This is a genomic window from Pseudomonas sp., assembly GCF_030690725.1.
Lineage (GTDB): Bacteria > Pseudomonadota > Gammaproteobacteria > Pseudomonadales > Pseudomonadaceae > Aquipseudomonas.
Window position 1 is genome coordinate 64,110 of the sequence record NZ_JAUYGD010000066.1, and the last position, 23,813, is coordinate 87,922.

Here is a 23,813-nt window from a genome sequence, read left to right on the forward strand (position 1 = left end):
CGGGCAGCGTGGGCCGCTTACAGCCAGCCGCGCTCTTTGTAATAACGCACTGCGCCTTCATGCAGCTCTGCACTGAGGCCAACTTTGATCATGTCTTCTTCTTTCAGGTCGGCAAATGCAGGGTGCAGACGCTTGAAGCGATCAATGTTGTCGAAGACCGATTTAACCAGCTGGTAGACCACTTCCGGGCTGGCCTTGGCCGAGGTGGAAAGCACCGCTTTGCCGCCAATCGACGGGGTTGGCGAATCGTTGCCTTTGTACACGCCACCAGGGATATCGGCTTTGGTGTAGTAGCTCTTCTCGGCCAGCAGCTTGTCGATTTCAGCACCAGTTACCGGCACCAGCACCGCGTCGGTGGTGGTGGTGGCTTCCTGGATGGCGCCATTCGGATGGCCGACGAAGTAGGTCATCGCGTCGATGTTGTTGTCGCCCAGGGCAGAAGCCTGTTCAGCCGGCTTCAGCTCAGCGGCCAAGGAGAACGCAGAGCGATCCCAGCCTTTGACCTGCATGATCTCTTCCAGGGTGTCGCGCTGACCGGAACCTGGGTTGCCGATGTTTACGCGCTTGCCTTTGAGGTCATCGAAGCTGGCGATCTTGGCATCACGGCGGGCGAGGATGGTAAACACCTCACTCTGCAGCGAGAACACCGCACGGATGTCCTCCATGGCGCCTTCTTTCTCGAATGGCGCGACGCCCTTCAGGGCCTTGAACTGGTGGTCCGACTGCATGATGCCGAAGTTGAACTCGCCACTGCGGATGCCGTTGACGTTGGCCACGCCGCCACCGCTGGCTGGGGCGTTGCACTTGATACCGTGCTCAGCCGCACCGCGATTGAGGAAACGGCAGATCGATTGACCGGCAACGTAATAAACGCCGGTTTGACCACCGGTGCCGATGGTGACGAATTTCTCTTCGGCCTGTACGGCGCTGCTCAGGGTAATACCTGCGAGTGCAGCCGACAGGGCCCATGCCAGGGATTTACCTTTCATGGGAGGTCTCCTTTTCTGTTTATTGTTGAGCCGGTCGCACCTTTTGAGTGCGCCCGGAAGGACAAGAGTCTAACCGCTCAGCCACAGGTTGCACGGAGTAATACCGGCCGCAGCAGTAACCAAGTGTTTAGCTAGACGTCTTAACGCTACCGCCAAGCCACAGCTTTGGGCAGAATCAGGCCATGTCCAAGCACACACTCGACTCGCAACACACCTCGGTCAGCGCCAGCATCACCCTCGCGGTGCTGCATGCCGCCAGTCGCCTGGGCGTTGATCGCGCCCAACTGATGAGCGCCTGCGAGCTGCATGACAACCAGCTCAGCGACCCCGATGCGCGTGTGCCCTTCGCCACTCAGGAACAGCTGTGGCAACAGCTTAGCCGCATCGAGCATGCCGAACCCGGCCTGGCCCTGGGCTGCAACCTCGCCCCCGGCCCGTTCAGCGTGCTTGGTTACCTGCTGCAGAGTAGCCCGACCCTGGGCGACGCGCTGGCTGCCGGGCTGCGCTATCAGCGCCTGGTCGGCGAAGGCGGCGAGGTGCAATTGCGTGAACAGGGCGATGAACTGCAACTGCTGTATCGCCCATTGCACCCCGAACTGCCGGCCACCCGCACCCGCGTACTGGCGCTGATGGCCTGCTGGGTACAGATGCTGCATCCGTTGCTGGATAACTGGCAGCTGTTGCGCGCGCAGTTTGTTCACCCAGAGCCGCCGACGCTGGACAGCTACCGCGACACCTTCGCCTGCCCATTGCAGTTTGCCGCCAGTGATTACGGCATCGTGCTGCCGCGCAGCCTGGCCAGCGCGCCGCTGATCCAGGCCAATCCGCCGCTGCAAAACCTGCTGCGCCAGCACGCCGAAGCCCTGCTCGCCCGTTTGCCCAGCGAAGGGCTAAGCGCCCGCGTAGTGGCCTTACTCGGTGAACAACTGGCGCGCGGTGAGCCGGACCGCAGCGAACTGGCGCGCCATCTGCACCTGAGCGAACGCACCCTGCAGCGACGCCTGGCCGACGAAGGCTGCAACTACCAGCAACTGCTGAATGACACCCGCCAGCAACTAGCCGAACAACACCTGAGCAGCGGCGACTTACCCGCCGCAGAAATCGCCCTGCTGCTGGGCTACTCGGAACCTAGCGTGTTCTTTCGCGCGTTTCGTCAATGGACTGGGTTAACGCCGGGTGAGTATCGGGCGCGGCAGAAAGCGAAATAACGGTTATTTAGAAAAGTCGGGGGAATCGTGCCTTTCAAACTGTACGGATACAAAGATGAAGGCCTGCCATCGGAAGAGGTTGTTCCGGCAGAGCTTGCAGAAATCACCCTTGTGGCGGGGCCCGCCGAGCTTCGGCAGATTGCCTCGTTTCTACTCCATGCAGCCGAAGGCATGGAGGCAAAAGGAAAGACCTGGGGGCATGAACATCTTTCAGACCGAATGCCGGAGTTCAGGAGCAGCCCACACTTCGTGGTTTATAACCCCGAAGTGGGCGAATAGGACATTGGTAATGTTTCAACACCACTTGCTCGCAAAACTCGCAAAACCGTGCTTTTGCTTGCCTGTTAGCCGTAATCGCTAAATCCCCTGCGCCCGTAAAAACGCCAGAAACGCCTCGCGCGAGCTATAGCGCGGGCTAAAGCCGAAGTCCTGTTTCAGCCGGCGATTGCTCAGCACCGGGCGATAGCGCAGAAAATCCACCTGCTCCGGGCCGTAGGGGCTGAGGCCGAGGGGTTTGAGTACGCGCAATGCGGCGCGGATTAGCCAGGCTGGCAGGGCGCGGTAGGGTTTGCCCAGCAGCTCGGCGATTTCCTTGAGCGATAGCGCGCCATCGCCGGCCAGGTTGAAGATGCCGGCGCTCTGCTGACGCAGGCCGCGGCAGATGATGTCGACCACATCCTGGTCCCAGATAAATACGAAGCGGCTGTCGCTGCCGCGAATGCCCAGCACCGCGGGTTTCTTGAATAGCTCGGTGATCTGGTTGTTCACCTGTTTGCCGAGAATCGTGCCGGGGCGCAGCACCAGCTGTTTGAGTTGCGGATGCTGCACCCGCGCTTCGGCCAGCAGCAACTCGACTTCACGTTTGTGCTTGGCGTAGGCGAACTGCGCATGGCCGCGCAGCGGTTGGTCTTCATCCAGCCATTCGGCATTCTGCGGGTCATAGCCGTAGGCGGCGCCGGAGCTGGTGACGATCAACTGTTCGACGCCATGGGCTGCAGCCGCCTGGATCAGCGCCTGGGTGCCGCCGACATCAATGGCATGCAGCTGGGCTTCGCTCATCCCGGGCGGCGGGGTGACCACTGAGGCCAGGTGGACGATTGCTTGCGGCTGCCAGGTGGCCACGCAGTCTTCCACGGCGGCCGGCTGGCTGATATCGAGCAGCACCGGCTCGATATTCAGCTTCATTCCCGCGCGGTTCTGCGGGCGAATATCGGCGGCAATCAGCAGCCACTGCGGGTGCTGAATAGCCAGTTGGTTAAGCAGCTGCTGGCCGATATAGCCGGCTGCACCTGTGATCAAAACGCGCATTACCCTCTCCATACGCAGCGCGGCCCGAGGGCGCGAAGGCTGCGTTTCTAACGACTGTGATACCCCATTGCAGGCTATCCAGTGGGTTGCGCGGCGGCAGTGGCAAGGCTGGCCAAACAGCGTGGCCAAAGGCGACAGATGCGTGTGCCCTGGCCGGCTGGGCACGCTATGCTCTGCGCCCCGCCATTCGCCCAGGTATGCCGCCATGAGCCAAGCCGAACAGAACCTGCGTATCGACTACATCGAGTTCGCCGCCGTCGACCTGCCGACGCTTAAGCAGTTCTATGCACAGGTTTTCGGCTGGCGCTTTACCGACTACGGCCCGCACTACAGCAGCTTTACCGACGGGCGCATGACAGGCGGCTTTACCACCGACAGCGCAGCGGGTGCCGGGCCGCTGGTAGTGATTTACGCCACGGATCTGGAGGGCGTGTGTGCCCAGGTGGCCGCTGCGGGCGGGCAGATCACTCAGGCAATCTTCAGCTTCCCCGGTGGGCGGCGCTTTGAATTCAGCGACCCAAGCGGTAATCGCCTGGCTGTCTGGTCGGAATAATCGAGTTCAATTTATGCCTGCGTGGAAACAACTGATCTTCAAGCTGGTGGCGCTGATTCAGCGCAACCCCGGGCTGGTCGCGATCTTTGGCTTTGCCTCGGGCTTGGCGAGCTTTCTGCTGGTCGAGCGGCATGCCGAACTGGCGCAGATTTTGGCGCTGGTGATGCTGGTCAGCTGGTTGTGGCTGATTCTGGAAAACATCCTGCGCGAGCGTATCGCCCAGTGGTTCGGCTTCGAGTTGCCGCCGCCGCTGCTGCGCTACGCGACGCAGATGATCCACCAGGAGAGCCTGTTCTTCGTTCTGCCGTTCTTCTTTATCACCACCACCTGGAACAGTGGCCAGCTGCTGTTCAGCGGTCTGCTGGCCAGCGCGGCGCTGATTTCGATTATCGACCCGCTGTACTACCGCTGGCTGGCGCCCAAGCGCTGGCTGTTTCTCGCTTATCACACCCTGGCGCTGTTCGCCGTGCTGCTCACGGCGCTGCCGATCATCTTCAAGCTGACCACACCGCAGAGTTATCAACTGGCCTTGGCGGCAGCGGTGCTGCTGTCGTTCCCTTCGCTGTTCGCGATCATCACCGTGCAACGCTGGTGGCGCGGCCTGCTGTTGGTGGGCATGACCCTGGCCATCGGCGCGGGCGGCTGGCTGGCGCGCGCCTGGGTGCCGCCGGCAACCCTGTGGCTGACCGAGGTGGCGGTGACCAGCGAATTCGACAACCTGAAGCGCGCGCCGGGCGAAAGCATCAAGCAGCTGAGCGTGGCGCAACTGCGCAGCCAGGGCCTGTTCGCCTACACCGCGATCAATGCGCCGCGCGGCCTGAACGAACGGATTTATCACGTCTGGCGCCGCGATGGCGGTGAAGTCGAGCGCATCGCCCTGGATATCCACGGCGGGCGCAAGGAAGGCTACCGCGCCTGGACCCACAAACAGAACTTCCCCGCCGACGCCGTAGGCCGCTGGCAGGTGCAGGTGCTGACCGAAGCCGGGCAGATGATCGGTGTGCTGCGCTTTAAGGTGGTGGAGTAGCGGCTTAGCGGTGGGTGCCTTTTATTCCCTCTCCCGTTTACGGGAGAGGGTTAGGGAGAGGGCTTGGTGTTTACTCACCCTCTCCCCCAGCCCCTCTCCCACACGTGGGAGAGGGGAGCTAAACGCTTAGCCAAAGAACCAGTAGCAAACGAAGATAGCCGCCACCACGCCAGCAAATTCGGCCAGCAGCGCACAGCCCACGGCATGGCGTACGCGCTGGATGCCGACCGCGCCGAAGTACACCGCCAGCACATAGAAGGTGGTTTCCGTGCTGCCCTGGATGGTCGCCGCCACCAGCGCAGCGAAGCTGTCGACGCCCTGGGTCTGCATGGTTTCGATCAGCATGGCGCGCGCCGCGCTGCCGGAGAAGGGTTTGACCAGCGCGGTGGGCAGCGCTTCGACAAAGCGCGTATCCCAGCCAACCACCTCGACCAGCCAGCGAATGCCATCAAGGCCGAATTCCAAGGCACCCGACGCGCGCAGCACGCCAATCGCACAGAGCATCGCCACCAGGTAGGGCAGCAGGCTCTTGGCCACGTCGAAGCCTTCTTTGGCGCCTTCGACAAACTCCTCGTACACCGCCACCTTCTTCAGCGCGCCGAGCAGCAGAAACAGCATGATGATGCCGAACAGGGTGAGGTTGCCGGCCAGCGACGACAGCGCTGCCAGCGCCGTGGCGGACATGGTCGCCAGCACGGCCATAAAGCTGCCCAGCAGCAGCGCGCCGGGGATCAGGTACGCCAGCACCACCGGGTCCCACAGACGCAGGCGCTGCATCAGCGCCACCGACAGCAGGCCGACCAGGGTCGAAGCACTGGTGGCCAGCAGGATCGGCAGAAACACCAGGGTCGGGTCGGGTGCCCCCTGCTGGGCGCGGTACATAAAAATGGTCACCGGCAGCAGGGTCAGCGACGAGGCGTTAAGCACCAGAAACAGGATTTGCGCATTACTCGCCGTGGTGCTGCTGGGGTTGAGGGTTTGCAGCGCGCGCATGGCTTTCAGGCCAATCGGCGTGGCGGCGTTATCCAGGCCCAGGCCATTGGCGGCGAAGTTCATGGTGATCAGGCCGAGGGCCGGATGGCCGCGCGGCACTTCCGGCATCAGCCGCGCAAACAGCGGGCCGAGCATGCGCGCCAGGGCATCGACCAGGCCGGCTTTTTCGGCGATGCGCAGCAGGCCGAGCCAGAGGGTTAAGGTGCCGAACAGCAGCACCATAACCTCAACCGACAGCTTGGCCATGGCAAACAGGCTTTCGACCATGGCGGCGAATACCGCCGGGTCATCACCGAGCAACCAGCGCGACAGGCCGGCCAGCGCCGCCACCACGAAAAACCCCAGCCACAGCCAATTGAGCATGCCGTCTCTCCCCCAGATCAGTGGGCGGGATGATAGCGCGGCTTAGCAGGCTGTTGAAAAACTACCTGCGTTGCCATCGCGGCGTTAAAAACAGCCTCAAAATGCTCATTTACAACTCGTAAACTCCGCTTTTTCGCCTGTTTTTGCCTTGCGCTGGCTGCCTCGCCAACGTTTTTCAACGGCCTGTTAAGAGAGGCTGGGGTGGGGGTTAACCGGTATGGCGCGCTTGAGCAGCGGGCCATACAACCACTAGCAATCGGAGGGCGGAGATGACGAAGCTTTTTCCGCCGCAGCGGGCGCTTTCACAACCGCTCAGCCGTACTCACAGCGCGCCATGGCCCCACCGAACCCCCACTAAGCGCCGACCAGTACCAAGCTGAGTTATCGCTAAAACTCTGCCCGGCGGCGTCCTCGATGTACTCGCATACACGCAGATCGACGCCACGACCACTGGCGACAAAACAGCGCTGCAAGCCGGCGCCATCACTGCGTTGCTCCAGATGGATGGCCTGAATGCGATAACCCAAACCGCGGTAGCAATCCGCAGCCGGATGCAACTTACGCGTGGGGCGAGTCACATGGCGCAGCGTGACCGCCCGCGCGCCCGTGCTAAAACGGGCGATAGCGCCGGGAAACTGCGCGGCGAAACGCTGCTCCACCGCTGACAAGGCCAACGGTTGCAATGGCTCACCAGCGTATTGCGCCGGCCACTCGACAAAGCTGCCGTACCTTGGCTCAACAGCCGCAGGCGCTGCCAACAGCGGCCATAGCGCCACGGCCACGAACGCCGTGAGCAACACCACTTGCAACGCCGGCTGCAGCGACGGCCGGTGGCCCGGCAGCTCAGTCGCCTGTGGCGCAAGCGTGACTTCGTGGGCCATGCCATTCGCCATCATATAGCGCAGCACCAGCGCACAAACGCAGACGAACACCAACAAGCCGGTGCCTTCGTGCATCCAGCTCGGCCAATCCAAACGCCCGGTTTCCTGCAGAATCAGCAGGCTATTGCGCAGAATATTGCCGGCCAGTATCAGCACCCCGAGCAGCGGCAAACGGCGCAGTAACTGGCGATCACCCATGCGTAGCCAGGCGGCGGTGGCGAACGCGGTGAAGTAGGCGACCCAGGCCATCTGAATGCCCGAACAGGGCGCATCGACCATGATGAGCTGTCCGGCCACCTCCAGGGTGCTGCCTTGGCGTTGTACCTCGAGCCCGCCGGCGCGCAGCAACCAGGCGCTGACCTCGGCGGTCAGCACCCGCAGCGGATAACCGATAAAGAACTGCAAGGACGACATGATCGGCAGCGCCAACAAGCCCAACCCCAGCCAGGCCAGCAGCGCCTGACCCGGCGCGCGCAGGGCCAACACCGCGACGAATAGCGTCAGCACCGCCAGCACCGCGCGCAATAGCGGCGGCAAGCCTGGCGCCAACCCGGTCGCAGCACAGAGCAGCAATGTCAGCAGCAGCCAGGGCAGCCGCGGAGCGTCCAACAACTGACGGCGCTCGCGCCAGAGCATCAGCACTAACGCAAGCAGCGCGACTATGCCGAACGGATCGTCGGAGCCATCGCTCATGCGCCGCACGCTCCACTGCCACACCGGCCATAGCGCCAGGGTCGGCAGCAGCAACCACAGCCACGCCGGCGCACGCGACCAAGCCACGGGGAGCTCGCGCATCATTTACACCTGCTCCTGGCGGGCATGCTGGCGCGCCAGCCAGCCCATGCCCAGGGCCGCGACCAGCAACATCAGCCAGGCGCTCGGTTCAGGCGTACTCGACACCAGCGCACCTATTGCCTGGTTGCTCACGCCCTGAGGCAGCGGCAAAGGCTGTTTGACGCTGGCGGCAGCGGCCGGATCGGGGTTGCGCACCTGTTCGTCCACGGCGATAAACGAGGTGTAGGCCGTCAACAGGTTGTATTTCAGACCCAGGTCGAGAATCGCCTGGCTATGGGCGTAGTCGCCTTCGAGGGTTTCCTGATCGGTAAGGCTGGCGACCTTATGCCGTGCCCATAAATAGCCCAGCGCCTGATTGCTCGCGCTGGCTATCTCGGGCCTGATCGGCACTTCAACTCGATACGGCCCGGCAGCGCCGCGCCCTTCCACCTGCAGGCTGCCGCGCGCCTCGCCGCGCCATTTGCCGAACACCACCAGCGGCCGTTGGGCGAACAGATCCGGCAAGGCCACGGGTTCGACGTCATAAACCTCCAAGCCAGCGAAGCGCACCTGGGGGTTGGCCAGCACAGGCGAATCGATCATCTGCCGAAAGCGCTCGGCCTGCTCGTCCGCCGCCGCCTCATTGAGGACTACGAAGGGCTCGCCTTGCCCGGCCCGCGCGAGGCCCTCGATCAGCTGACGATTGACCGAGCTACCAATACCGAAGGCGAACATATTGGCCTTGTCTAGATTGTTGCGCACCAGCTCGAAGGCCTCGCGTTCCACCGACACAAAACCATCGGTGACCACCACAAAGCTGCGCGCCCGCTCGGGATCGCTCGGCACCGCCAGAGCCTTGCGCAACGCCGGCAGCAACTCGGTGCCGCCCGAGCCCATCTGGGTATCGAGCATATCCAGCGCAGTCGCGATATTCGCCGAGGTGGCCGCCTGGGACTTGTCGGCGAGCATGCTGCTACTGCCAGAGAACAACAGCACATTGAAGCTGTCGACCGGGCGCAAACGCCCGAGCAGATTCTTCAGCAGGCGCTTGGTGGTATCCAGCGGGAAGCCATGCATGGAGCCGGAAATATCCACCACGAAGATATATTCGCGCGGCACCAGCATCTTGCTTTGCACCTTCGCAGGCGGTGCGATCAGCGCCAGAAAGAAGTTCTCCTCGGCGCCCGTGGACAGCAGCACACCGCTCTCGAAACTGGCGCTGCTCAAGCGATAGTCGAGGACGAAATCGCGGTTGTTGCTCTGCCCCGCGTCGGCGCCCAGGCTGACGGTAGCCTCGCTCGGCCTGGCCTGCAGCACCTTGATCCTGTGGCTCGGCGAGCGGATATCGGACAGCGGCACCGGCGATTGCAACTCGACCGAGAGCGAAAAAACATCACGCGTCGCTTCGCCTTCGGGCAGATAAGGCGTGCTGACCCAAGGCCCGGCCTTGTGACTCTCGCTGCCGGCACTGCCGTTGTAGTGCGGCCCGACCACGGTGGGAAAGACGAAACTGTATACGCCATCGGTGGGCAGCAGCAGCTCGGTATAACGCAGCTCCACATCGACCACATCGCCGGGCAGGATATTGGCGACATTCATCTGGAATACATTCTCGCGGTGCTGTTCGAGCAGGGCCGCGATCTTGCCAGCGCTCTTGGCCTCTTGATACTCCTTCTGCGCCTTCTGCTTCTCGCGGATCTGCGCGCGCAGCTCGCGATCGCCCAGGCGTACGGTCATGCCGTACACCGCCGCGCGAGTCGAGCCGGGAAAAACATAACGCGCTTCAAGCGCCCGCGTGCCCTCGTTGCGGTATTGCTGAACGACCCGCACATCGGCGATCACCCCCAATACCCGCACCTCGACTTTGGTGGCCTTGAGTGGTAAGCGATCCACTGCGGGATCGTCACTCTGTACCGCGAAATAAGGACTTTCGCTGTGCTCGGCGGCGGATTGCTCGCTGGCCAGCGCGGGCTGCGACAGAACCAAGACGATCAGCAGAACAAGCCAGCGACCGACGCTGACCTTAGGAATGGATAAACAATGAAACATGGCGAAGCTCCCCGTAAGTTATGCACACACGGGAGCCATGCTGAGGTCGCTTTGTGGTGGGAGTTTGCAGCCACTATGGCGATTGTGTGGATTCTTGCATCCATAGATCGCCATAACGGAGCTGCGCCGCTTAGCAGGCCGTTGAGAAACGTAGACGAGACAGCCGAGACAAGGCAAAAACAGGCGAGGAAGCGCAGTTCACGTGTTGTACATGAGCATTACTCGCTCCACTCGCCCTTCGGGCCGCGCTAGAGCGCGTTAGCCGCAAGCGGCTTCCGACCGGGCTGGCGCACCAGCCTGTTTTTAACGCAGCAGGGCCGACGCGCAGCAGATCGGAAAGAGAGTCTTAGTACCAGTTCGGATCGCTTCTCAGCTGCTCTTGCAGCAACTGCTGAGTGGCTTTATCCGGGTCGCCGAGCCAGCGTAGGGTGGCGTGCTGGCTGGGGGCCTTGTCCGTCGGCAGGCCGTCGGGCAGCTGCACATAGAGGGCGTAGGCGTCCTCCTTGTCCCAGCTGAAGGCTACATAGAGGCGCTGGTTAAAGCAGTTGTGCTCTTCACACAGCTGGCCGACCAGGTACTTGTCACCGTCGTCATCCAGGCCCTGCATAGGGCTGGCGATGCCGTTGAGGTTCATCACCCAGTCCGGCAGACGGCTTTCGTCTTCCACCAGCTTCTGCCAGCTTTGTTGATAAGCAGGGTCGCTGGCGAGCAATTCATTGAGGCGGAATTGGCCATCGGTGTCCGCGGCCAAAGCCGCCGCACTGCCGCCCAGCAAGAGGGCGGCAAGCAGCGTCTTGATGGTCATGGCGGCTCCTCTATCCACGTGGGCGGCGGCCCATGATGAAGGACACAATAAACATCACCAGGAACACCACGAAGAGAATCTTCGCGATACCCGTGGCGGTGCCGGCGATACCACCGAAGCCCAAGACTGCAGCGATGATGGCGATAATCAGAAAGGTAATGGCCCAACTCAGCATGGCGATACTCCTTGTTTACTCAGGTGTGCGCCGCAGCGCGTGAAGACCCGGTGTGGCGGCACACACCACACCGGAACGGACTCACTGCATGGACTGTTTCAGGGTGCGCATGCGGTCATGGTTGGCGCGTACTTTCGGCATTTCTGCAGTCAGTAGGGCTTGCACGTCCGGCTCCGCGCTTTCCAGGGCATCCTCGAAGGCATGCAGGATGCGATCTTCGGCTTCTTCCAGCTGCGCCACGTAGGTGGCTTCGGTGTCGCTGACCAGGGTCGCCTTGGTATCGGCGTAAACCTGACGCAGCTTGCCGACAAAGGTGCCGCCGCTGGCCGGGACTTCCTGGTTGGCAGCAACTTTTACCGACAGCGCGCGGATCAGCTCGCTCTTGCTCTGCGACATATCGCGGAACAGCACCTGCAGGCGCACGTCCTTCACTTCATCGTGGGCGTGCTGATAAAAGCGCTGGCCGTCACGGGTGATTTCGATCAGTTCGTTGAGTTGCTCGGTGGTAGTACTCATGGTGATTCTCCTGTGAGTTGTAGCGGCTGCCCGGATGACGGGGCAGCCTCAGACAACAGGTAGCGGCCGCCATGGCCGCTGCCCGGATGGATCAGCTGGCGACGCGCAGAGCATCGGCATCAACGCCGCGCACGCCACGGATGTTGCGTGCAGTCTCAATCGCCAATTGCTTCTCGGCGTTGCTCAGCACGCTGCCGCTGAGGCTGACCATGCCCTTCTGGGTGTCGACCGAAATATTCAGGCCGTCGAGGTTGCGGCTGTAGATAAAGCTGGATTTCACCTTGCTGGTGATCCAGGCATCGCTGATTGCCACAGCGGTGTCATCGGCAGCGTTCTGCGCCTTGGCCGCTGTGCTATCGGTGGCGCTGACGCTGAGCAGGTTGTTCACCTCACGCACGCCATCGGTGTTGGCCGCCAGGCGACCGGCCAAGTCCTTGGCTTCGGCGCTCTGCGCGCTACCGGTCAGGCTGATCATGCCGTTAGCCGCTGCGACCTTGATGTCCAGACCTTCGGTGTTGCTGTTCCACAGCAGCTTGGATTTCACCGTGGCGGCCAGGGTGGCGTCGTCAAAACGCTGCGACAGGCTCGGCTCAGTGCTGGCCTTGGCTTCGAAGGCCGGGTCGAGGGTCAGCTGGTTGTCGACCTTTTTCACCCCGTCGATACCCAGGGCGATCTGCTCGGCCAGGTCACGTTCGACATCGGTTTCCACCTTGCCGGTCAGCTTGGCGCTGCCGTTCTCCACATCCACATCGATGGTGAAGGGGTTGAGGTGGCGGTTCAGGGCAAACGCGGTCCAGATCGAGCCTTCCTGGCGCGCCTCGCTCAGCTCACGGCTGGTATCGCCCTCGGCAGCATAGGCAGCGAAAGGAGCCAGGCCAATAAGGCCGGCGGTCGCAGTGGCCAGGGCCAGAGTTTTCAGTTGATGCATGGCAGTTCCTCCAATGGATAACGATCAAGCTGGCAGCCGTTTGTCGCCGCCGTTACTGATAGATCGCAAGCCCCATGCCAGCTTCTTTAAACAAAATAAACCGTTAAATATCAATTACTTATAAACACTAGCCAGCCATGCCATGCGTGCACCTTGCATGATCGCCGGCGAACGGCCGTGCAACTTGCACGACGCCGCGCGGACTAACCCTGTGCACGCAATGACTGGGTGCGGGATAAGAAGGAGATGGCTATGCACGCAAGCACAGAGGAACACAGCCTGGGGCGCATTCTGCTGGTGGATGACGAGACGGCCATCCTGCGCACCTTCCGCTATTGCCTGGAAGACCAGGGCTATCAGGTGAGCACCGCGAGCAGCGCGGCCCAGGCCGATGCCCTGTTGCTGCGCCAGGTCTTCGATCTGTGCTTTCTCGACCTGCGCCTGGGCGCGGATGACGGCCTGGACGTGCTGGCGCAAATGCGCTTGCAGGCGCCCTGGATGCGCGTAGTGATAGTCACCGCGCACTCGGCAGTGGACACCGCCGTGGATGCCATCCAGGCCGGCGCGGCGGATTATCTGGTCAAGCCGTGCAGCCCCGAGCAGCTGCGCCTGGCCGCCGCCAAGCAGCTGGAAGCACGCCAGCTGATCGAACGCCTGGAGCGTCTGGAAGGCTATGTACGCAAGCCCGGCGACGGCCTCGACTCGCAGAGCCCGGCGCTGATGGCGGTGCTGCAGACGGCCAAACAGGTGGCCGACACCGACGCCAATATTCTGATTCTCGGCGAGTCCGGCACCGGCAAGGGCGAGCTGGCGCAGGCCATTCACCGCTGGAGCAAGCGCGCGAAAAAGTCCTGCATCACCATCAACTGTCCCTCGCTCAGCGCCGAGCTGATGGAGAGCGAGCTGTTCGGGCATAACCGTGGCGCCTTTACCGGCGCCAGCGAGAGCACCCTGGGGCGGGTCAACCAGGCCGATGGCGGCAGCCTGTTCCTCGACGAAATTGGCGATTTCCCGCTGGCCCTGCAGCCGAAACTGCTGCGCTTTATTCAGGACAAGGAGTACGAGCGCATCGGCGACCCGGTGACCCGTCAGGCCGATGTGCGGATTCTCGCGGCAACCAACCTCAATCTCGATGAGATGGTGCAACAGGGGCGCTTTCGCGAAGACCTGCTGTATCGCCTCAACGTCATCACCCTGACCCTGCCGCCGCTGCGTGAGCGCCGCGAGGACATCCTCGACCTGGCCGAGCGCTTTCTCGCGCGCTTTGTCGTCGAGTACGCACGCCCAGCGCGCAACTTCAGCGAGGAGGCGCGCGAGGCGCTGCTGACTTATGCCTGGCCGGGCAATATCCGCGAGCTGCGCAACGTGATCGAGCGCGCCAGCATCATCTGCACGGAAGCGCTGGTGCAGGTCAGCCACCTCGGGCTGAACGCTTCGAGCAGCCAGTGCGCACCGCAGATCGGTGACCAGTTAAGCCTGGAGGCCCTGGAAAAAGCCCATATCAGCGCCGTGATGGCCAACAGCGAAAGCCTCGACCAGGCGGCGAAAACCCTCGGCATCGACGCCTCGACCCTGTACCGCAATCGCAAGCAGCTCAGCCTGTGAACCTGCGCAGCCGGCTGTTTATCAGCAGCAGCGCGTTGCTCACCGTGGCCCTGGTCGGGCTGTTGCTGGGGATGTTCAGCGTGCTGCAGCTGACTCAGGTGCAGAGCCAGGCGATGACCCGAAATCTGCAGATCATCGACGCCAGCCTGGGCCTGCGCCAGGAGCTGGGCAAGCAGGTGATTCTGCTGCTCGCCGAAGAACTCGACCGCGAGGCCCTGCAGGCCTCCGATCAGCAGTTCAAGGTCTGGCTGCAACGCGCCAGCGAGAGCGCCACCAATGACAGCGACCGCCAGGCGGTTGGTGAAATTGAGCGTGCCTACGCCAACTTCGATGACCTGCTGGCCAAACCTCTGACCGTGCGCCGCGAGCTGCTGCGCAATGACAGCTTCGGCCGCGCCATCGAAGCCCTGCGTGATCGCATCAACGCGGTGCAAACGCGCTACGTCAAAGCCGTGGAGCAGGAAGAAGCACGCGCCCGCGAGCGTGCCTGGCTGATCGCCGGCCTGCTCGGGATGATCGGCCTTGCGGTGCTGGTGATCGGCTTTGTTACCGCGCATAGCATCGCCCAGCGCTTCGGCCGGCCGATTGAGGCCCTGGCGCGGGCCGCTGACCAAATCGGCCAGGGCGACTTTCAGGTCACCCTGCCGCTGACCCCGGTGGCGGAAATGTCCGCCCTGAGCCAGCGTTTCGGGCTGATGGCCGAAGCCCTGCGCGAGTTCAAGAACAGCGATGTCGAAGCCCTGCAAGCCGAACAGCAACGCTTGCAAGCGGTACTCGACAGCATCGATGACGGCCTGCTGATCTTCGACTGCGCCGGGCGGATCGAGCACATCAACCCGGTGGCCCTGCGCCAGTTGAACTGGGGCGACGAGCAGCTCGGGCAGACCCTCGACGTGGCGCTGAACCGCGCCGATCTGGCCGAGCAACTGCACCGGGTGCTGCAGGGCGAAAGCCTGGACGAAGCGCTGGACGACCTACCGGTGCAAATCGACGGTGAAACCCGGCTGCTGGCCTACAGCCTGTCCGGGGTCAGCCACAATGAAGGCCGCCTGATGTGTGCGGTGATGGTGCTGCGCGATGTCACCGAACAACGCGCCTTTGAACGGGTGCGCAGTGAGTTCGTGCTACGCGCCTCGCACGAGCTGCGCACCCCGGTGACCGGCATGCTGATGGCGTTTGCCCTGCTGCAGGAGCGCCTGCAGTTCGCCGCCGAATCCCGCGAGGCCGACCTGCTGAACACCGTGGATGAGGAAATGCAGCGCCTGCTGCGACTGATCAACGATCTGCTGAACTTCTCGCGCTACCAGAACGGCCTGCAAACCCTGGAATTGTCTGCCTGCGCTCTAGAACCGCTGCTGCTGCAAACCCAGCAGCGCTTCGGCGCCCAGGCCGCCGAGCTGCAGGTCAGCCTGGCCTGCGAGGTGCACGGCGAACTGCCGGACGTGCAGATCGACCCGCTGCAGATCGAACGGGTACTCGACAACCTGATCGGCAACGCTCTGCGCCACAGCCACCCCGGCGGGCATATCCGCCTGCAGGCGCGGCAGCAGGATGATCGGGTGGTACTCAGTGTGGAAGACAACGGCGAGGGCATCCCCTATCGCCAGCAGACGCGGATCTTCGAGCCCTTCGTCCAGGTCAGCCGCAAAAAGGGCGGTGCCGGCCTGGGCCTGGCGCTGTGCAAGGAGATCGTCCAGCTGCATGGCGGGCAGATCGGTGTGCACTCACGCGCAGGGCAAGGTGCGCAGTTCTATGTGGCACTACCGGTTTAACCACGTTACAGCTGGCGGTTAAGCACCAGCAGCAACGCCGCCGTCTCGGCATCCGGCTCGCCGTCATAGCGCGCCGGGCGGTATTTCATCTGCAAGGCGGCAATCACGTTGCGCGTGGCCTGGTCCAGCTCGCCATGGCTGGGCACGGCATAGCCTTGGCGCGCCGACTGCTCCTGAAACCACTGCACGCTCGGCAGGCTGGCACTGAACAGCGCCTGCTCACGCGCTACCTCGGCGGCATCCGGCCAAGGCATCAGGCCGGCATCGGCCAGGCGCTTCCAGGGGAACAGCGGGCCGGGGTCGACCTTGCGCTGCGGGGCGACATCGCTGTGCGCCAGGATGCTACCGGGAGCCAGCTGGTGGCGCTGCATGATGTCCTTGAGCAGCACGATCAGCGCATCGATCTGCGCCGGGGCAAAGGGCTGCCAGTAGCGGCCATTGGGGGTGTCGTAGAAACCCTGGTTAACCAGCTCGATGCCAATCGTGGTGCCGTTGAGCCAGGTGCGCCCTTGCCACTGGCTATCGCCGGCATGCCAGGCGCGGCGGTTTTCATCGACCAGGCGGTAGATGGTCGGCGGCGCTTCGCCGACCAGGTAGTGGCTGCTGACGTCGGTCTCGGTCAGTAGCTGTAGCGAGCGCGCCAGATCGGTGGAGGTGTAGTGCAGCACGATGTACTGCACGCGGCTGTTCTGCCCGCTGGCGGTATGGCTATCGTCGATGCGTAAACCGCTGCTGCAACCGGCCAGCAACAAAACCAGAAAACTTAAACACAGAACTTTCATGGGCTGATATGCAACACGCTTTGCAGGTTATCCAGCAGCATATCGACGCTGAGCATGATCAACAGCATGCCCATCAGCCGCTCCACTGCGGTCAACCCGCGAGGTCCGAGAAAACGCTGCAGGAGCGAGGCCTGCAACAGAATAAATGCGGTCGCCGCCCAGGCCAGCAGCACCGCGGCATAGAGTTCCCAGAGCGGCCCGTCGTGGGTATTGCGCAGGGTCATCAACACCGCCAGGGCTGAAGGCCCGGCCACCGCCGGGGTGGCCAACGGCACCAGCATCGGCTCGCCATCCGGCACATCACCCAACACCCCTTGCGGGCCGGGGAAGATCAGGCGCATGGCGATCACGAACAGGATGATACCGCCGGCAATCGCGGTTGCCTCCCGCGACAGGCCCAAGGCGCTGAGCACTTTGTCACCAAAGGTAAGGAACAGCAGCAACAGCGCCAGGGCGAACAACAGCTCACGCGCGGCGACCCACAGGCGGCGCTTGGCCGGCACGTTCTTCAGCGCGGCGATAAAGATGGCGATATTACCGAAGGGGTCAGTGACCAGAAAGATCAACGCGGCGATGCCGAAAATTTCCATGAAACGCTCCTCAACAGATCGGCAGAGTTTAGTGCGTATGCCGGCAGAAAACGCCTTTGATCAGGCAGAAACGCCACGCTGGTCTATTGCCTGGGCAAGGCGTGATGGACGCTGCTAGACTGAAATCTGTACAAATACGGAAATTCTGTACAGCTTTTGTATTGATTAGGAGATCACCACCATGCGCGCACTGCTGTGGTTCAAACAGGATCTACGCCTTGATGACCACCCCGCCCTGCAGGCGGGCCTGACCGCCGAATGCTTGCTACCGGTGTATGTGCTGGACCCGGCACTGCTGCAGCTCAATGAATTTGGCATGCGCCGTATGGGCGTGCACCGCGCGCGCTTTCTGCTGGAAAGCCTGGTGGCGCTGGAGGGCGAATTGCGCCAGCGCGGCTCGCACCTGCTGCTGGTGATCGGCTCGGCGGAGCAGGCGATTCCCCAGCTGGTCGCCCAGTTCAACCTGGACCAGGTACTGACCCTGGAGGAAATCGCCCCCGACGAACGCGCCCAGGTGGCCCGCGTAGCCCGGCGTCTCGGTGACATTCCCCTGCAGCAGACGCCGGCCAACAACCTGTTGCGCACAGATGAACTGCCTTTCGGTGTCGAACAACTGCCGCATGTGTTCAGCCGCTTCCGCAGCCTGGTGGAAGAACGCCTGCAGGTATTCCAGCCACGCCATGCGCCGGATCGTTTACCAGGGCTGCCCGATGGTGCGCTGGCGCTGATGCAACCGTTGCCGACGCTGTCGCAATTGGGCCTTGGCGAGCCGCTCAGTGTGCCGGCCAGCGCCTTTCCGTTCTCCGGCGGCGAACCCGCGGCGCTGGGCCGGCTGCGTGACTACCTGTGGAAAACCCAGGGCGTGCGGCAGTACAAGGACACCCGCAACGGCATGATCGGCAGCGAATACTCATCGAAGTTTTCGCCCTGGCTGGCCAATGGCAGCCTCTCTGCACGCCGTGTGGTGGCCGAGCTGCGGCGGCATGAGGCGCAGTTCAAACGCAACGACTCTACTCACTGGCTGTGGGTGGAAATGCTCTGGCGCGACTTCTTCCGCTGGACCCTGATTCGCCACGGCAGCGCGCTGTTCAAGGCCGGTGGCCTGAAAGCCACCGAACGGGCACCGCAGCAGCTGGATCAACGCTTTCAGGACTGGTCACGCGGGCGCACCGGCATGCCGCTGGTAGATGCCAATATGCGCGAACTGGCTGCCACCGGTTTTATGTCCAATCGCGGCCGGCAGGTGGTCGCCAGCTATCTGATCAATGACCTGCAGCAGGACTGGCGCCACGGCGCGGCTTGGTTCGAGGAACACCTGATCGATTACGACCCGGCCAGCAACTGGGGCAACTGGGCTTACCTGGCTGGCGTAGGCAACGATCCACGGCACAACCGGGTGTTCAATGCTCTGCGCCAGGCCCGTGAATACGACCCCGAGGCGCAGTACGTCAGCCTCTGGCTACCGGAGCTGCGCGATGTACCGCAGGCGCTGCGGCATACGCCTTTCCTGCTCGCTGGCGGGCATCTGCGCAGCCTCGGCTACCCGCAGCTGGACAGCATTCCGGAGAGTTGGAAGCCTTACCTGCACGCAGTGGCGTGAACCGAGTTAGCTCAACTCGACTCGATTACGCCCACCGCTCTTGGCGCGGTACAGCGCCTGGTCGGCACGTTCGAACACCTTGTCACTGCCTTCATCACCAACAAAGGCGGTCAGGCCAGCCGACAGGGTGATGGTCACGCGCTCGCCACGAAAGTGGAACGGGCACTGTTCAACGCCATCGAGCAGGGTTTGCAGAAGCTGGTGACCGCCTTCCATGGGCGTCGAGGGAATCAGCAGCACAAATTCCTCGCCGCCAAAACGGGCAATAAAATCGGTCTTGCGCAGGCGCTTGGCCAGCTCGCCGGCAATAATCTTCAACACTTTGTCGCCGGCCAGGTGGCCGTAGCCGTCGTTGATTCGCTTGAAGTGGTCGATATCCAGCACCGCCAACAGCAGCTCGCCGCCATAACGCTTCCAGCGCGCCATCTCCAGCTCCAGGCGTTCGGTCCAGCCGGCGCGATTGGGCAGGCCAGTCAGCGGATCGATCAGGGCTTTTTGCCGCTGCTCTTCAAGGTGATCGCGGAAGCTCTGCGCTTCCTGCTCCATATCGGCGACCTTCTGGGTCAGGCTTTGCAGGCGCTGCGCCACTTCTTCCTCATGGCCGTCGCGGTGCTTCTGGTGCTCGCTGACGGTGCTGAGCAAACCCTCCAGGCGCGCCTCCAGGGATTGCTTGAGGGTTGGCAAATCGACCGCATCCTGCACGCTGGCCTGCAAACCACTGACCTGCTCGCGCAGTTCCAGATTAAAGCTGCGCGCACTTTCCACCGACTCGCTGTAGCCCTCATGGGCCTCACTGAGGGTGGTGAGAAATGACGCCAGGCGTTCGTTGAGCTGTTTCAGGTAGCTGGCAAACTCGCGCTGGCCGCTGTCGGTCACGGCCAGCACCAGCACCGCCAGGTCATCCAGCACCGACACCAGCTCATACCAGTTCAGGCCGCCCTGCACGCGCTGGCGCAAGGCTTCGCCCTGAGGCTGATGACGCTCCGGCAGCTCCAGTTCATCAAGCAGGCCCATCAGGCTGTCGCCGATGTGCGGGGCGACGGCGCTGTAACCCGGCTCAGGAATTTCCGGCAGGGCGTAGGCCGGATCAGCAGAACCCTGGGCTGCTGCAACTATTGCAGGCGCCGCTGCTGTGCTGGGCACTTCGGCCACCACAGGCTGTGCTTCTGTCGCAGAACCTGGGGTGAGCGGTGCGACGGGCGCAGGCGCCTCGTTGTTCGGCTTCACCACCGTTTCAGCAGCCGCTGGGGTGGTTTGCGGTTGAGGTTGCGCGGCAACGGCCGGGGCAGGCGCTGCGGATTGCGTTATATCGACCAGAGCCGGCTCGCTAGCGGCAGGGCTGCCAGACGCAGGCTCCTTGCCGCCGAACAGACGCTGGAGGAACCCCGGCCGCGCCTGGTTGGGCTCAGCCTCAAGCGCGGCCAGGGCCTGCTGCTGCAGGCTGCTTAATTCGCTGAGCAGCGCCGGCAGTTCGCGCGGTTGGCTGGCACGTTCCTCGATGCGCTTGGCAAATTGCTTGAGCGCCTTGCGCACCTCACGCGGCGGTTCCAGGGCGAGCAGCTGATCGGTCAGGCTGGTGACCCCAGAGATATTTTGCTCGACCCGATCCTGGCGGCGCTTTTCCGAATCCAGCACGGCTTTTTCCAGGCGCGGAATCAGCGCCGACAGGCCGGCATCGATATCGTCGCGACGCAGAATATCGCGCAGCTCCTGCATGCACTGGTCAACCGACTTATCACTGCCCTCGGCGGCCAGCGAGCTGCGCACCAAGCCGCGTCTTAGCAGGTCGAGTCGGGCATCCCAGCTGCGTTCGAGTTTCTCTTGCTGTTCCAGGCTTTCCAGGTACTTGCTTTTCCAGCGCTGGGCATCATCGGTCATGGTTGCAGTCCAAACGTAGAAGCTGATTTCCGATCTCGCGAGCTAGAGTCCTGCAAGGCGCTACGTTAGTAACAGCCTCCGGCTGGTCAAAACGGCGAGGAAGCGGAGTTTACTGGTGTAAATGAGCATTCCGAGCCTGTTTTTAACGCAGCAGGGCCGACGCGCAGCAGATCATAAACAGGTTCTTAGGACTCAATCAGCATAGGCGCTGCCGGCCCATACAGTGAAGTGGGCAGACGAATTTGCACCGCCACCGGCAGGTGGTCGGAGATCGGCTGCGATAGCACCTCACAGCGCTCCAGCGGCAAGCCGGGGCTGAGCAGAATGTGGTCAAGGCAGCGCTGCGGCCGCCAACTGGGGAAGGTCGCCTCGATCTGCGGGGCGAGCAGGCCAAGGTCGCGCAGTGGCGAATGCAGCAGCAGGTCATTGGCATGGGTGTTCATATCGCCCATCAGCACGATGTGCCGATAGTCGCTCAGCAGTTCGCGGATATAGGCCAACTGGCGCGTGCGAGTACGCGCGCCAAGGGACAGGTGCATCATCACCACGGCAACCGCATCCGACCCTTCGCCGAGGCGCAGCAACATCGCACCACGGCCGGGTGGGCCGGGCAGCGGATGATCCTCCAGCAAGCTGGGGCGCAAGCGGCTGAGCACGCCATTGCTGTGCTGCGCCAAGCGGCCAAGATTGCGGTTGAGTTGCTGGTACCAGAAAGGGAACGCGCCGAGGTGCGCGAGGTGCTCGACCTGATTGACGTAGCCCGAACGCAGGCTGCCGCCATCGACTTCCTGCAGCGCGACCAGGTCAAAATCACCGAGCAGATCGCCAATCCGTTGCAGATTGCCGCTGCGCCCGGCATGCGGCAGCACATGCTGCCAGCTGCGCGTCAGGTAGTGGTGGTAACGCTGGGTGCTGATGCCCACCTGGATATTGAAACTGAGCAGCCGCAGGCTGCCATTCTGCGGCCAGTCAGCCGCTGGCGCACAACGTGGATTGACCTGTGGATCGCACAGGTCAATCGCCCTTCTGGCCGGCCAGCGCCTGAGCATTACGCGTTATCCGCGCACGCCAATTACTGCGCGGCGCGTTCTTTGGCGATCAGGTGATCGGCCACTTGCAGCGTTTGCTGCGGGCCACCCGAGCTGCTGATGTCGAAACGGTATTTGCCGTTGACGATCATCACTGGCACGCCGGTGATCTGGTAAGCCATGGCCAGTTTCTTGGCCTTTTCCAGCTGGCTCTTCACACCGAAGGAGTTGTAGGTCTTGAGGAAGGCGTCCTTGTCGATGCCTTCGGCCGCCAGGAAGCTGGCCATCTCTTCAGGGGTCGCGAGCTTCTTGCCCTGCACGTGGATGGCGTCGAACACTGCGGCATGCACCTTGTGCTCAGCTTTCATCGCTTCAAGGGTGATAAACAGCTGACCATGGACGTTCCACATACCGCCGAACATGGCCGGGATGCGCACGAAATTGACATCTTCCGGCAGGGTGTCGATCCACGGGTTGATGGTTTCTTCGAACTTGTAGCAATGGCCACAGCCGTACCAGAACAGCTCGACCACTTCGATCTTGCCCGGCTTGGCAACCGCTACCGGGTTGTTCAGCTCGACGTACTGCTTGCCCGCTTCAATCGGCTCGGCATGAGCGCTCAGGCCAAACAGGCTGGCGGTGACGAGAGTGGCACTGAGGATCAGGTTACGCATGCGTTACTCCTTGGCTATAAACGGTGCGTGATGACGAACCGAAGTTCGACCCGCGAAGCAATCTGGGGTTCCGTGCATTGTAGCGATGCGCACAACGAAAAAGGGTGGCCTGAGCCACCCTATTTCATTACGACATGTCGCGGTGTTAGCGGATCAATGCAGACCCTGGATAAAGCTGGATACCGCTTCGATATCCTTGTTGCTCAGCTTGGCTGCGATGGAACGCATGATCATGCTGTCGCCGTCATTGGTACGGTCGCCTTCGCGGAAGTCGGTCAGCTGCTTGGCGATGTAGGTTGCATGCTGGCCACCCAGTTGCGGGTAACCGGCGGCATCCAGACCTGCGCCGTTCGGCGAATGGCAGCCGGTGCAGGCAGGCATGCCTTCAGCCAGTTTGCCGCCGCGGAACAGCTCGCCGCCACGCTCGACCAGTTTCGGGTCGGCTGCGCCAACGCTCATCTGCTGACTGGCGAAGTAGGCGGAGATGTCTTCCAGGTCTTGATCGCTCAGGCCATCGAGCATCCCGGTCATTTCCACCACAGGGCGCGCACCGGACTTGATGTCCTTCAGCTGTTTGAGCAAGTAACGCTCGCCTTGACCAGCCAGTTTCGGGAAGTTCGGTGCAGCGCTATTACCATCGGCAGCATGGCACGCACCACACACAACAACCTTACCCTGACCGGCTTCAGCATTGCCTGCGGCATGTGCCAGGCCGGTGATGCCCAGGGTCAACAGCAGACTCACGAGTACTTTGTTCATCAGCTAATCCAATTTACGGCTAAGAGAAAGAGTTTATAAGCCGGGCTTACTCGGTCATCAACTTGATGACGGCTTGGTAGTCCTCGGCCGAGCAGTCCATGCACAACCCACGTGGCGGCATGGCACCCAAACCATTGGTAACGCTCTGTACCAGTGCATCGGTGCCTTTGGCCAGGCGCGGTTCCCAGGCAGCCTTGTCGCCTTTCAGCGGCGCAGTGGGAATCGCCCCGTTATGGCACACCCCACAAGAACGCGCATAAACGGCTTCCGGGTCCTGTGCAGCCTGAGCACTCAACGACAGCATCAATACACTGGCTGCAATCAGCAAGTTTTTCATCAGATCAACCTCATCAGGGAGGGGAACGTACTGCTTTCTAGGGGCAGATGATCTAAATCGTTCCCGTGAACACTTATCCAACAGCGGGAGAAAGCGCACACAAAATCTGCGCCATTATATACTGGCGTCATTGAAACGGAAACGACGCAGCTTGCCGCGCTATGCGCCAACAGGCAGGCTGCGCGCAAATGTCGCAAGGGCATCGCGCCTGTAACGCCA

23 protein-coding genes are annotated in these 23,813 nt (G+C 62.3%); 7 read left to right on the top strand and 16 right to left on the bottom strand.

The window, feature by feature from the left end:
- Positions 1–17 precede the first annotated feature (17 nt).
- On the bottom strand, positions 18–989 hold the full coding sequence (locus tag Q8O69_RS16335) for a TAXI family TRAP transporter solute-binding subunit (RefSeq protein WP_305593288.1): 972 nt from the start codon (positions 987–989) through the stop codon (positions 18–20).
- Between the two features lie 182 nt (positions 990–1,171).
- Between Q8O69_RS16335 and Q8O69_RS16340 the strand changes: the two genes are divergently transcribed.
- Both Q8O69_RS16340 and Q8O69_RS16345 read left to right on the top strand, forming a co-directional pair.
- On the top strand, positions 1,172–2,197 hold the full coding sequence (locus tag Q8O69_RS16340) for an AraC family transcriptional regulator (RefSeq protein ID WP_305593289.1): 1,026 nt from the start codon (positions 1,172–1,174) through the stop codon (positions 2,195–2,197).
- 27 nt (positions 2,198–2,224) lie between these two features.
- Positions 2,225–2,476, top strand: coding sequence for a hypothetical protein (locus tag Q8O69_RS16345; RefSeq protein ID WP_305593290.1), 252 nt, complete (start codon positions 2,225–2,227; stop codon positions 2,474–2,476).
- A 78-nt stretch (positions 2,477–2,554) separates the two neighbouring features.
- Here Q8O69_RS16345 and Q8O69_RS16350 read toward each other — a convergent pair whose 3' ends face one another.
- Entirely contained in the window at positions 2,555–3,505 is a 951-nt protein-coding gene (locus Q8O69_RS16350) for an SDR family oxidoreductase (protein ID WP_305593291.1), read from the bottom strand.
- A 205-nt stretch (positions 3,506–3,710) separates the two neighbouring features.
- Between Q8O69_RS16350 and Q8O69_RS16355 the strand changes: the two genes are divergently transcribed.
- Positions 3,711–4,058 (top strand): VOC family protein, encoded by a 348-nt coding sequence (locus tag Q8O69_RS16355; RefSeq protein ID WP_305593292.1) that lies wholly within the window; start codon positions 3,711–3,713, stop codon positions 4,056–4,058.
- Positions 4,059–4,071: 13 nt separating this feature from the next.
- Positions 4,072–5,085, top strand: a complete 1,014-nt coding sequence (locus Q8O69_RS16360; protein WP_305593293.1) for a DUF5924 family protein — start codon at positions 4,072–4,074, stop codon at positions 5,083–5,085.
- A 126-nt stretch (positions 5,086–5,211) separates the two neighbouring features.
- Here Q8O69_RS16360 and Q8O69_RS16365 read toward each other — a convergent pair whose 3' ends face one another.
- From Q8O69_RS16365 to Q8O69_RS16395, 7 genes are all read right to left on the bottom strand, one after another.
- Positions 5,212–6,441 carry a nucleoside recognition domain-containing protein gene (locus Q8O69_RS16365; RefSeq protein ID WP_305593294.1) on the bottom strand — a complete coding sequence of 410 codons (1,230 nt, stop codon included), beginning with the start codon at positions 6,439–6,441 and terminating at the stop codon, positions 5,212–5,214.
- 302 nt (positions 6,442–6,743) lie between these two features.
- Entirely contained in the window at positions 6,744–8,120 is a 1,377-nt protein-coding gene (gene xrtQ / locus Q8O69_RS16370) for an exosortase Q (protein WP_305593295.1), read from the bottom strand.
- On the bottom strand, positions 8,121–10,145 hold the full coding sequence (locus Q8O69_RS16375) for a VIT and VWA domain-containing protein (protein WP_305593296.1): 2,025 nt from the start codon (positions 10,143–10,145) through the stop codon (positions 8,121–8,123).
- 346 nt (positions 10,146–10,491) lie between these two features.
- Positions 10,492–10,950: an inhibitor of vertebrate lysozyme family protein gene (locus Q8O69_RS16380; protein ID WP_305593297.1), complete on the bottom strand. Its 459-nt coding sequence runs from the start codon at positions 10,948–10,950 to the stop codon at positions 10,492–10,494.
- Positions 10,951–10,960: 10 nt separating this feature from the next.
- Entirely contained in the window at positions 10,961–11,125 is a 165-nt protein-coding gene (locus Q8O69_RS16385; protein ID WP_090379030.1) for a DUF1328 domain-containing protein, read from the bottom strand.
- A gap of 81 nt (positions 11,126–11,206) precedes the next feature.
- A complete protein-coding gene (locus Q8O69_RS16390; RefSeq protein ID WP_305593298.1) occupies positions 11,207–11,641 on the bottom strand; it encodes a PA2169 family four-helix-bundle protein in 435 nt (144 codons plus the stop codon).
- A gap of 91 nt (positions 11,642–11,732) precedes the next feature.
- Positions 11,733–12,569 carry a BON domain-containing protein gene (locus tag Q8O69_RS16395; protein ID WP_305593299.1) on the bottom strand — a complete coding sequence of 279 codons (837 nt, stop codon included), beginning with the start codon at positions 12,567–12,569 and terminating at the stop codon, positions 11,733–11,735.
- A 252-nt stretch (positions 12,570–12,821) separates the two neighbouring features.
- Between Q8O69_RS16395 and algB the strand changes: the two genes are divergently transcribed.
- Together algB and Q8O69_RS16405 are read left to right on the top strand one after the other, a co-directional pair.
- Entirely contained in the window at positions 12,822–14,174 is a 1,353-nt protein-coding gene (gene algB / locus Q8O69_RS16400; RefSeq protein WP_305593300.1) for a sigma-54-dependent response regulator transcription factor AlgB, read from the top strand.
- Complete coding sequence (locus Q8O69_RS16405; protein ID WP_305593301.1) at positions 14,171–15,946, top strand: KinB sensor domain-containing domain; 1,776 nt, start codon at positions 14,171–14,173, stop codon at positions 15,944–15,946. The genes algB and Q8O69_RS16405 overlap by 4 nt, the downstream gene beginning before the upstream one ends.
- Before the next feature lie 5 nt (positions 15,947–15,951).
- Here Q8O69_RS16405 and Q8O69_RS16410 read toward each other — a convergent pair whose 3' ends face one another.
- Both Q8O69_RS16410 and Q8O69_RS16415 read right to left on the bottom strand, forming a co-directional pair.
- Complete coding sequence (locus tag Q8O69_RS16410; protein WP_305593302.1) at positions 15,952–16,728, bottom strand: N-acetylmuramoyl-L-alanine amidase; 777 nt, start codon at positions 16,726–16,728, stop codon at positions 15,952–15,954.
- Positions 16,725–17,318, bottom strand: a complete 594-nt coding sequence (locus Q8O69_RS16415; RefSeq protein ID WP_275959909.1) for a MarC family protein — start codon at positions 17,316–17,318, stop codon at positions 16,725–16,727. Before Q8O69_RS16415 ends, Q8O69_RS16410 begins: the two co-directional genes overlap by 4 nt.
- A 181-nt stretch (positions 17,319–17,499) precedes the next feature.
- Here Q8O69_RS16415 and Q8O69_RS16420 point away from each other — a divergent pair, with 181 nt between their 5' ends.
- Positions 17,500–18,918: a DASH family cryptochrome gene (locus Q8O69_RS16420; RefSeq protein WP_305593303.1), complete on the top strand. Its 1,419-nt coding sequence runs from the start codon at positions 17,500–17,502 to the stop codon at positions 18,916–18,918.
- Between the two features lie 6 nt (positions 18,919–18,924).
- Here the strand turns inward: Q8O69_RS16420 and Q8O69_RS16425 are convergent, their stop codons facing one another.
- From Q8O69_RS16425 to Q8O69_RS16445, 5 genes are all read right to left on the bottom strand, one after another.
- Positions 18,925–20,796 (bottom strand): diguanylate cyclase, encoded by a 1,872-nt coding sequence (locus Q8O69_RS16425; RefSeq protein ID WP_305593304.1) that lies wholly within the window; start codon positions 20,794–20,796, stop codon positions 18,925–18,927.
- Positions 20,797–20,981: 185 nt separating this feature from the next.
- On the bottom strand, positions 20,982–21,845 hold the full coding sequence (locus Q8O69_RS16430) for an endonuclease/exonuclease/phosphatase family protein (protein WP_305593305.1): 864 nt from the start codon (positions 21,843–21,845) through the stop codon (positions 20,982–20,984).
- A gap of 23 nt (positions 21,846–21,868) precedes the next feature.
- Positions 21,869–22,498 (bottom strand): thiol:disulfide interchange protein DsbA/DsbL, encoded by a 630-nt coding sequence (locus tag Q8O69_RS16435; RefSeq protein WP_305593306.1) that lies wholly within the window; start codon positions 22,496–22,498, stop codon positions 21,869–21,871.
- Between the two features lie 153 nt (positions 22,499–22,651).
- A complete protein-coding gene (locus Q8O69_RS16440) occupies positions 22,652–23,257 on the bottom strand; it encodes a cytochrome c (protein ID WP_305593307.1) in 606 nt (201 codons plus the stop codon).
- Between the two features lie 46 nt (positions 23,258–23,303).
- The gene (locus Q8O69_RS16445) at positions 23,304–23,594 is read right to left on the bottom strand and encodes a cytochrome c5 family protein (RefSeq protein WP_275959915.1); all 291 of its coding nucleotides are present in this window, start codon (positions 23,592–23,594) and stop codon (positions 23,304–23,306) included.
- Positions 23,595–23,813 lie beyond the last annotated feature (219 nt).

Coding starts and splice junctions, on each gene's coding strand:
- Q8O69_RS16335 (WP_305593288.1), bottom strand. CDS start 989: ATGAAAGGTAAATCCCTGGCATGGGCCCTGTCGGCTGCACTCGCAGGT.
- Q8O69_RS16340 (WP_305593289.1), top strand. CDS start 1,172: ATGTCCAAGCACACACTCGACTCGCAACACACCTCGGTCAGCGCCAGC.
- Q8O69_RS16350 (WP_305593291.1), bottom strand. CDS start 3,505: ATGCGCGTTTTGATCACAGGTGCAGCCGGCTATATCGGCCAGCAGCTG.
- Q8O69_RS16355 (WP_305593292.1), top strand. CDS start 3,711: ATGAGCCAAGCCGAACAGAACCTGCGTATCGACTACATCGAGTTCGCC.
- Q8O69_RS16360 (WP_305593293.1), top strand. CDS start 4,072: ATGCCTGCGTGGAAACAACTGATCTTCAAGCTGGTGGCGCTGATTCAG.
- Q8O69_RS16365 (WP_305593294.1), bottom strand. CDS start 6,441: ATGCTCAATTGGCTGTGGCTGGGGTTTTTCGTGGTGGCGGCGCTGGCC.
- xrtQ (WP_305593295.1), bottom strand. CDS start 8,120: ATGATGCGCGAGCTCCCCGTGGCTTGGTCGCGTGCGCCGGCGTGGCTG.
- Q8O69_RS16375 (WP_305593296.1), bottom strand. CDS start 10,145: ATGTTTCATTGTTTATCCATTCCTAAGGTCAGCGTCGGTCGCTGGCTT.
- Q8O69_RS16380 (WP_305593297.1), bottom strand. CDS start 10,950: ATGACCATCAAGACGCTGCTTGCCGCCCTCTTGCTGGGCGGCAGTGCG.
- Q8O69_RS16385 (WP_090379030.1), bottom strand. CDS start 11,125: ATGCTGAGTTGGGCCATTACCTTTCTGATTATCGCCATCATCGCTGCA.
- Q8O69_RS16390 (WP_305593298.1), bottom strand. CDS start 11,641: ATGAGTACTACCACCGAGCAACTCAACGAACTGATCGAAATCACCCGT.
- Q8O69_RS16395 (WP_305593299.1), bottom strand. CDS start 12,569: ATGCATCAACTGAAAACTCTGGCCCTGGCCACTGCGACCGCCGGCCTT.
- algB (WP_305593300.1), top strand. CDS start 12,822: ATGCACGCAAGCACAGAGGAACACAGCCTGGGGCGCATTCTGCTGGTG.
- Q8O69_RS16410 (WP_305593302.1), bottom strand. CDS start 16,728: ATGAAAGTTCTGTGTTTAAGTTTTCTGGTTTTGTTGCTGGCCGGTTGC.
- Q8O69_RS16415 (WP_275959909.1), bottom strand. CDS start 17,318: ATGGAAATTTTCGGCATCGCCGCGTTGATCTTTCTGGTCACTGACCCC.
- Q8O69_RS16420 (WP_305593303.1), top strand. CDS start 17,500: ATGCGCGCACTGCTGTGGTTCAAACAGGATCTACGCCTTGATGACCAC.
- Q8O69_RS16425 (WP_305593304.1), bottom strand. CDS start 20,796: ATGACCGATGATGCCCAGCGCTGGAAAAGCAAGTACCTGGAAAGCCTG.
- Q8O69_RS16430 (WP_305593305.1), bottom strand. CDS start 21,845: ATGCTCAGGCGCTGGCCGGCCAGAAGGGCGATTGACCTGTGCGATCCA.
- Q8O69_RS16435 (WP_305593306.1), bottom strand. CDS start 22,498: ATGCGTAACCTGATCCTCAGTGCCACTCTCGTCACCGCCAGCCTGTTT.
- Q8O69_RS16440 (WP_305593307.1), bottom strand. CDS start 23,257: ATGAACAAAGTACTCGTGAGTCTGCTGTTGACCCTGGGCATCACCGGC.
- Q8O69_RS16445 (WP_275959915.1), bottom strand. CDS start 23,594: ATGAAAAACTTGCTGATTGCAGCCAGTGTATTGATGCTGTCGTTGAGT.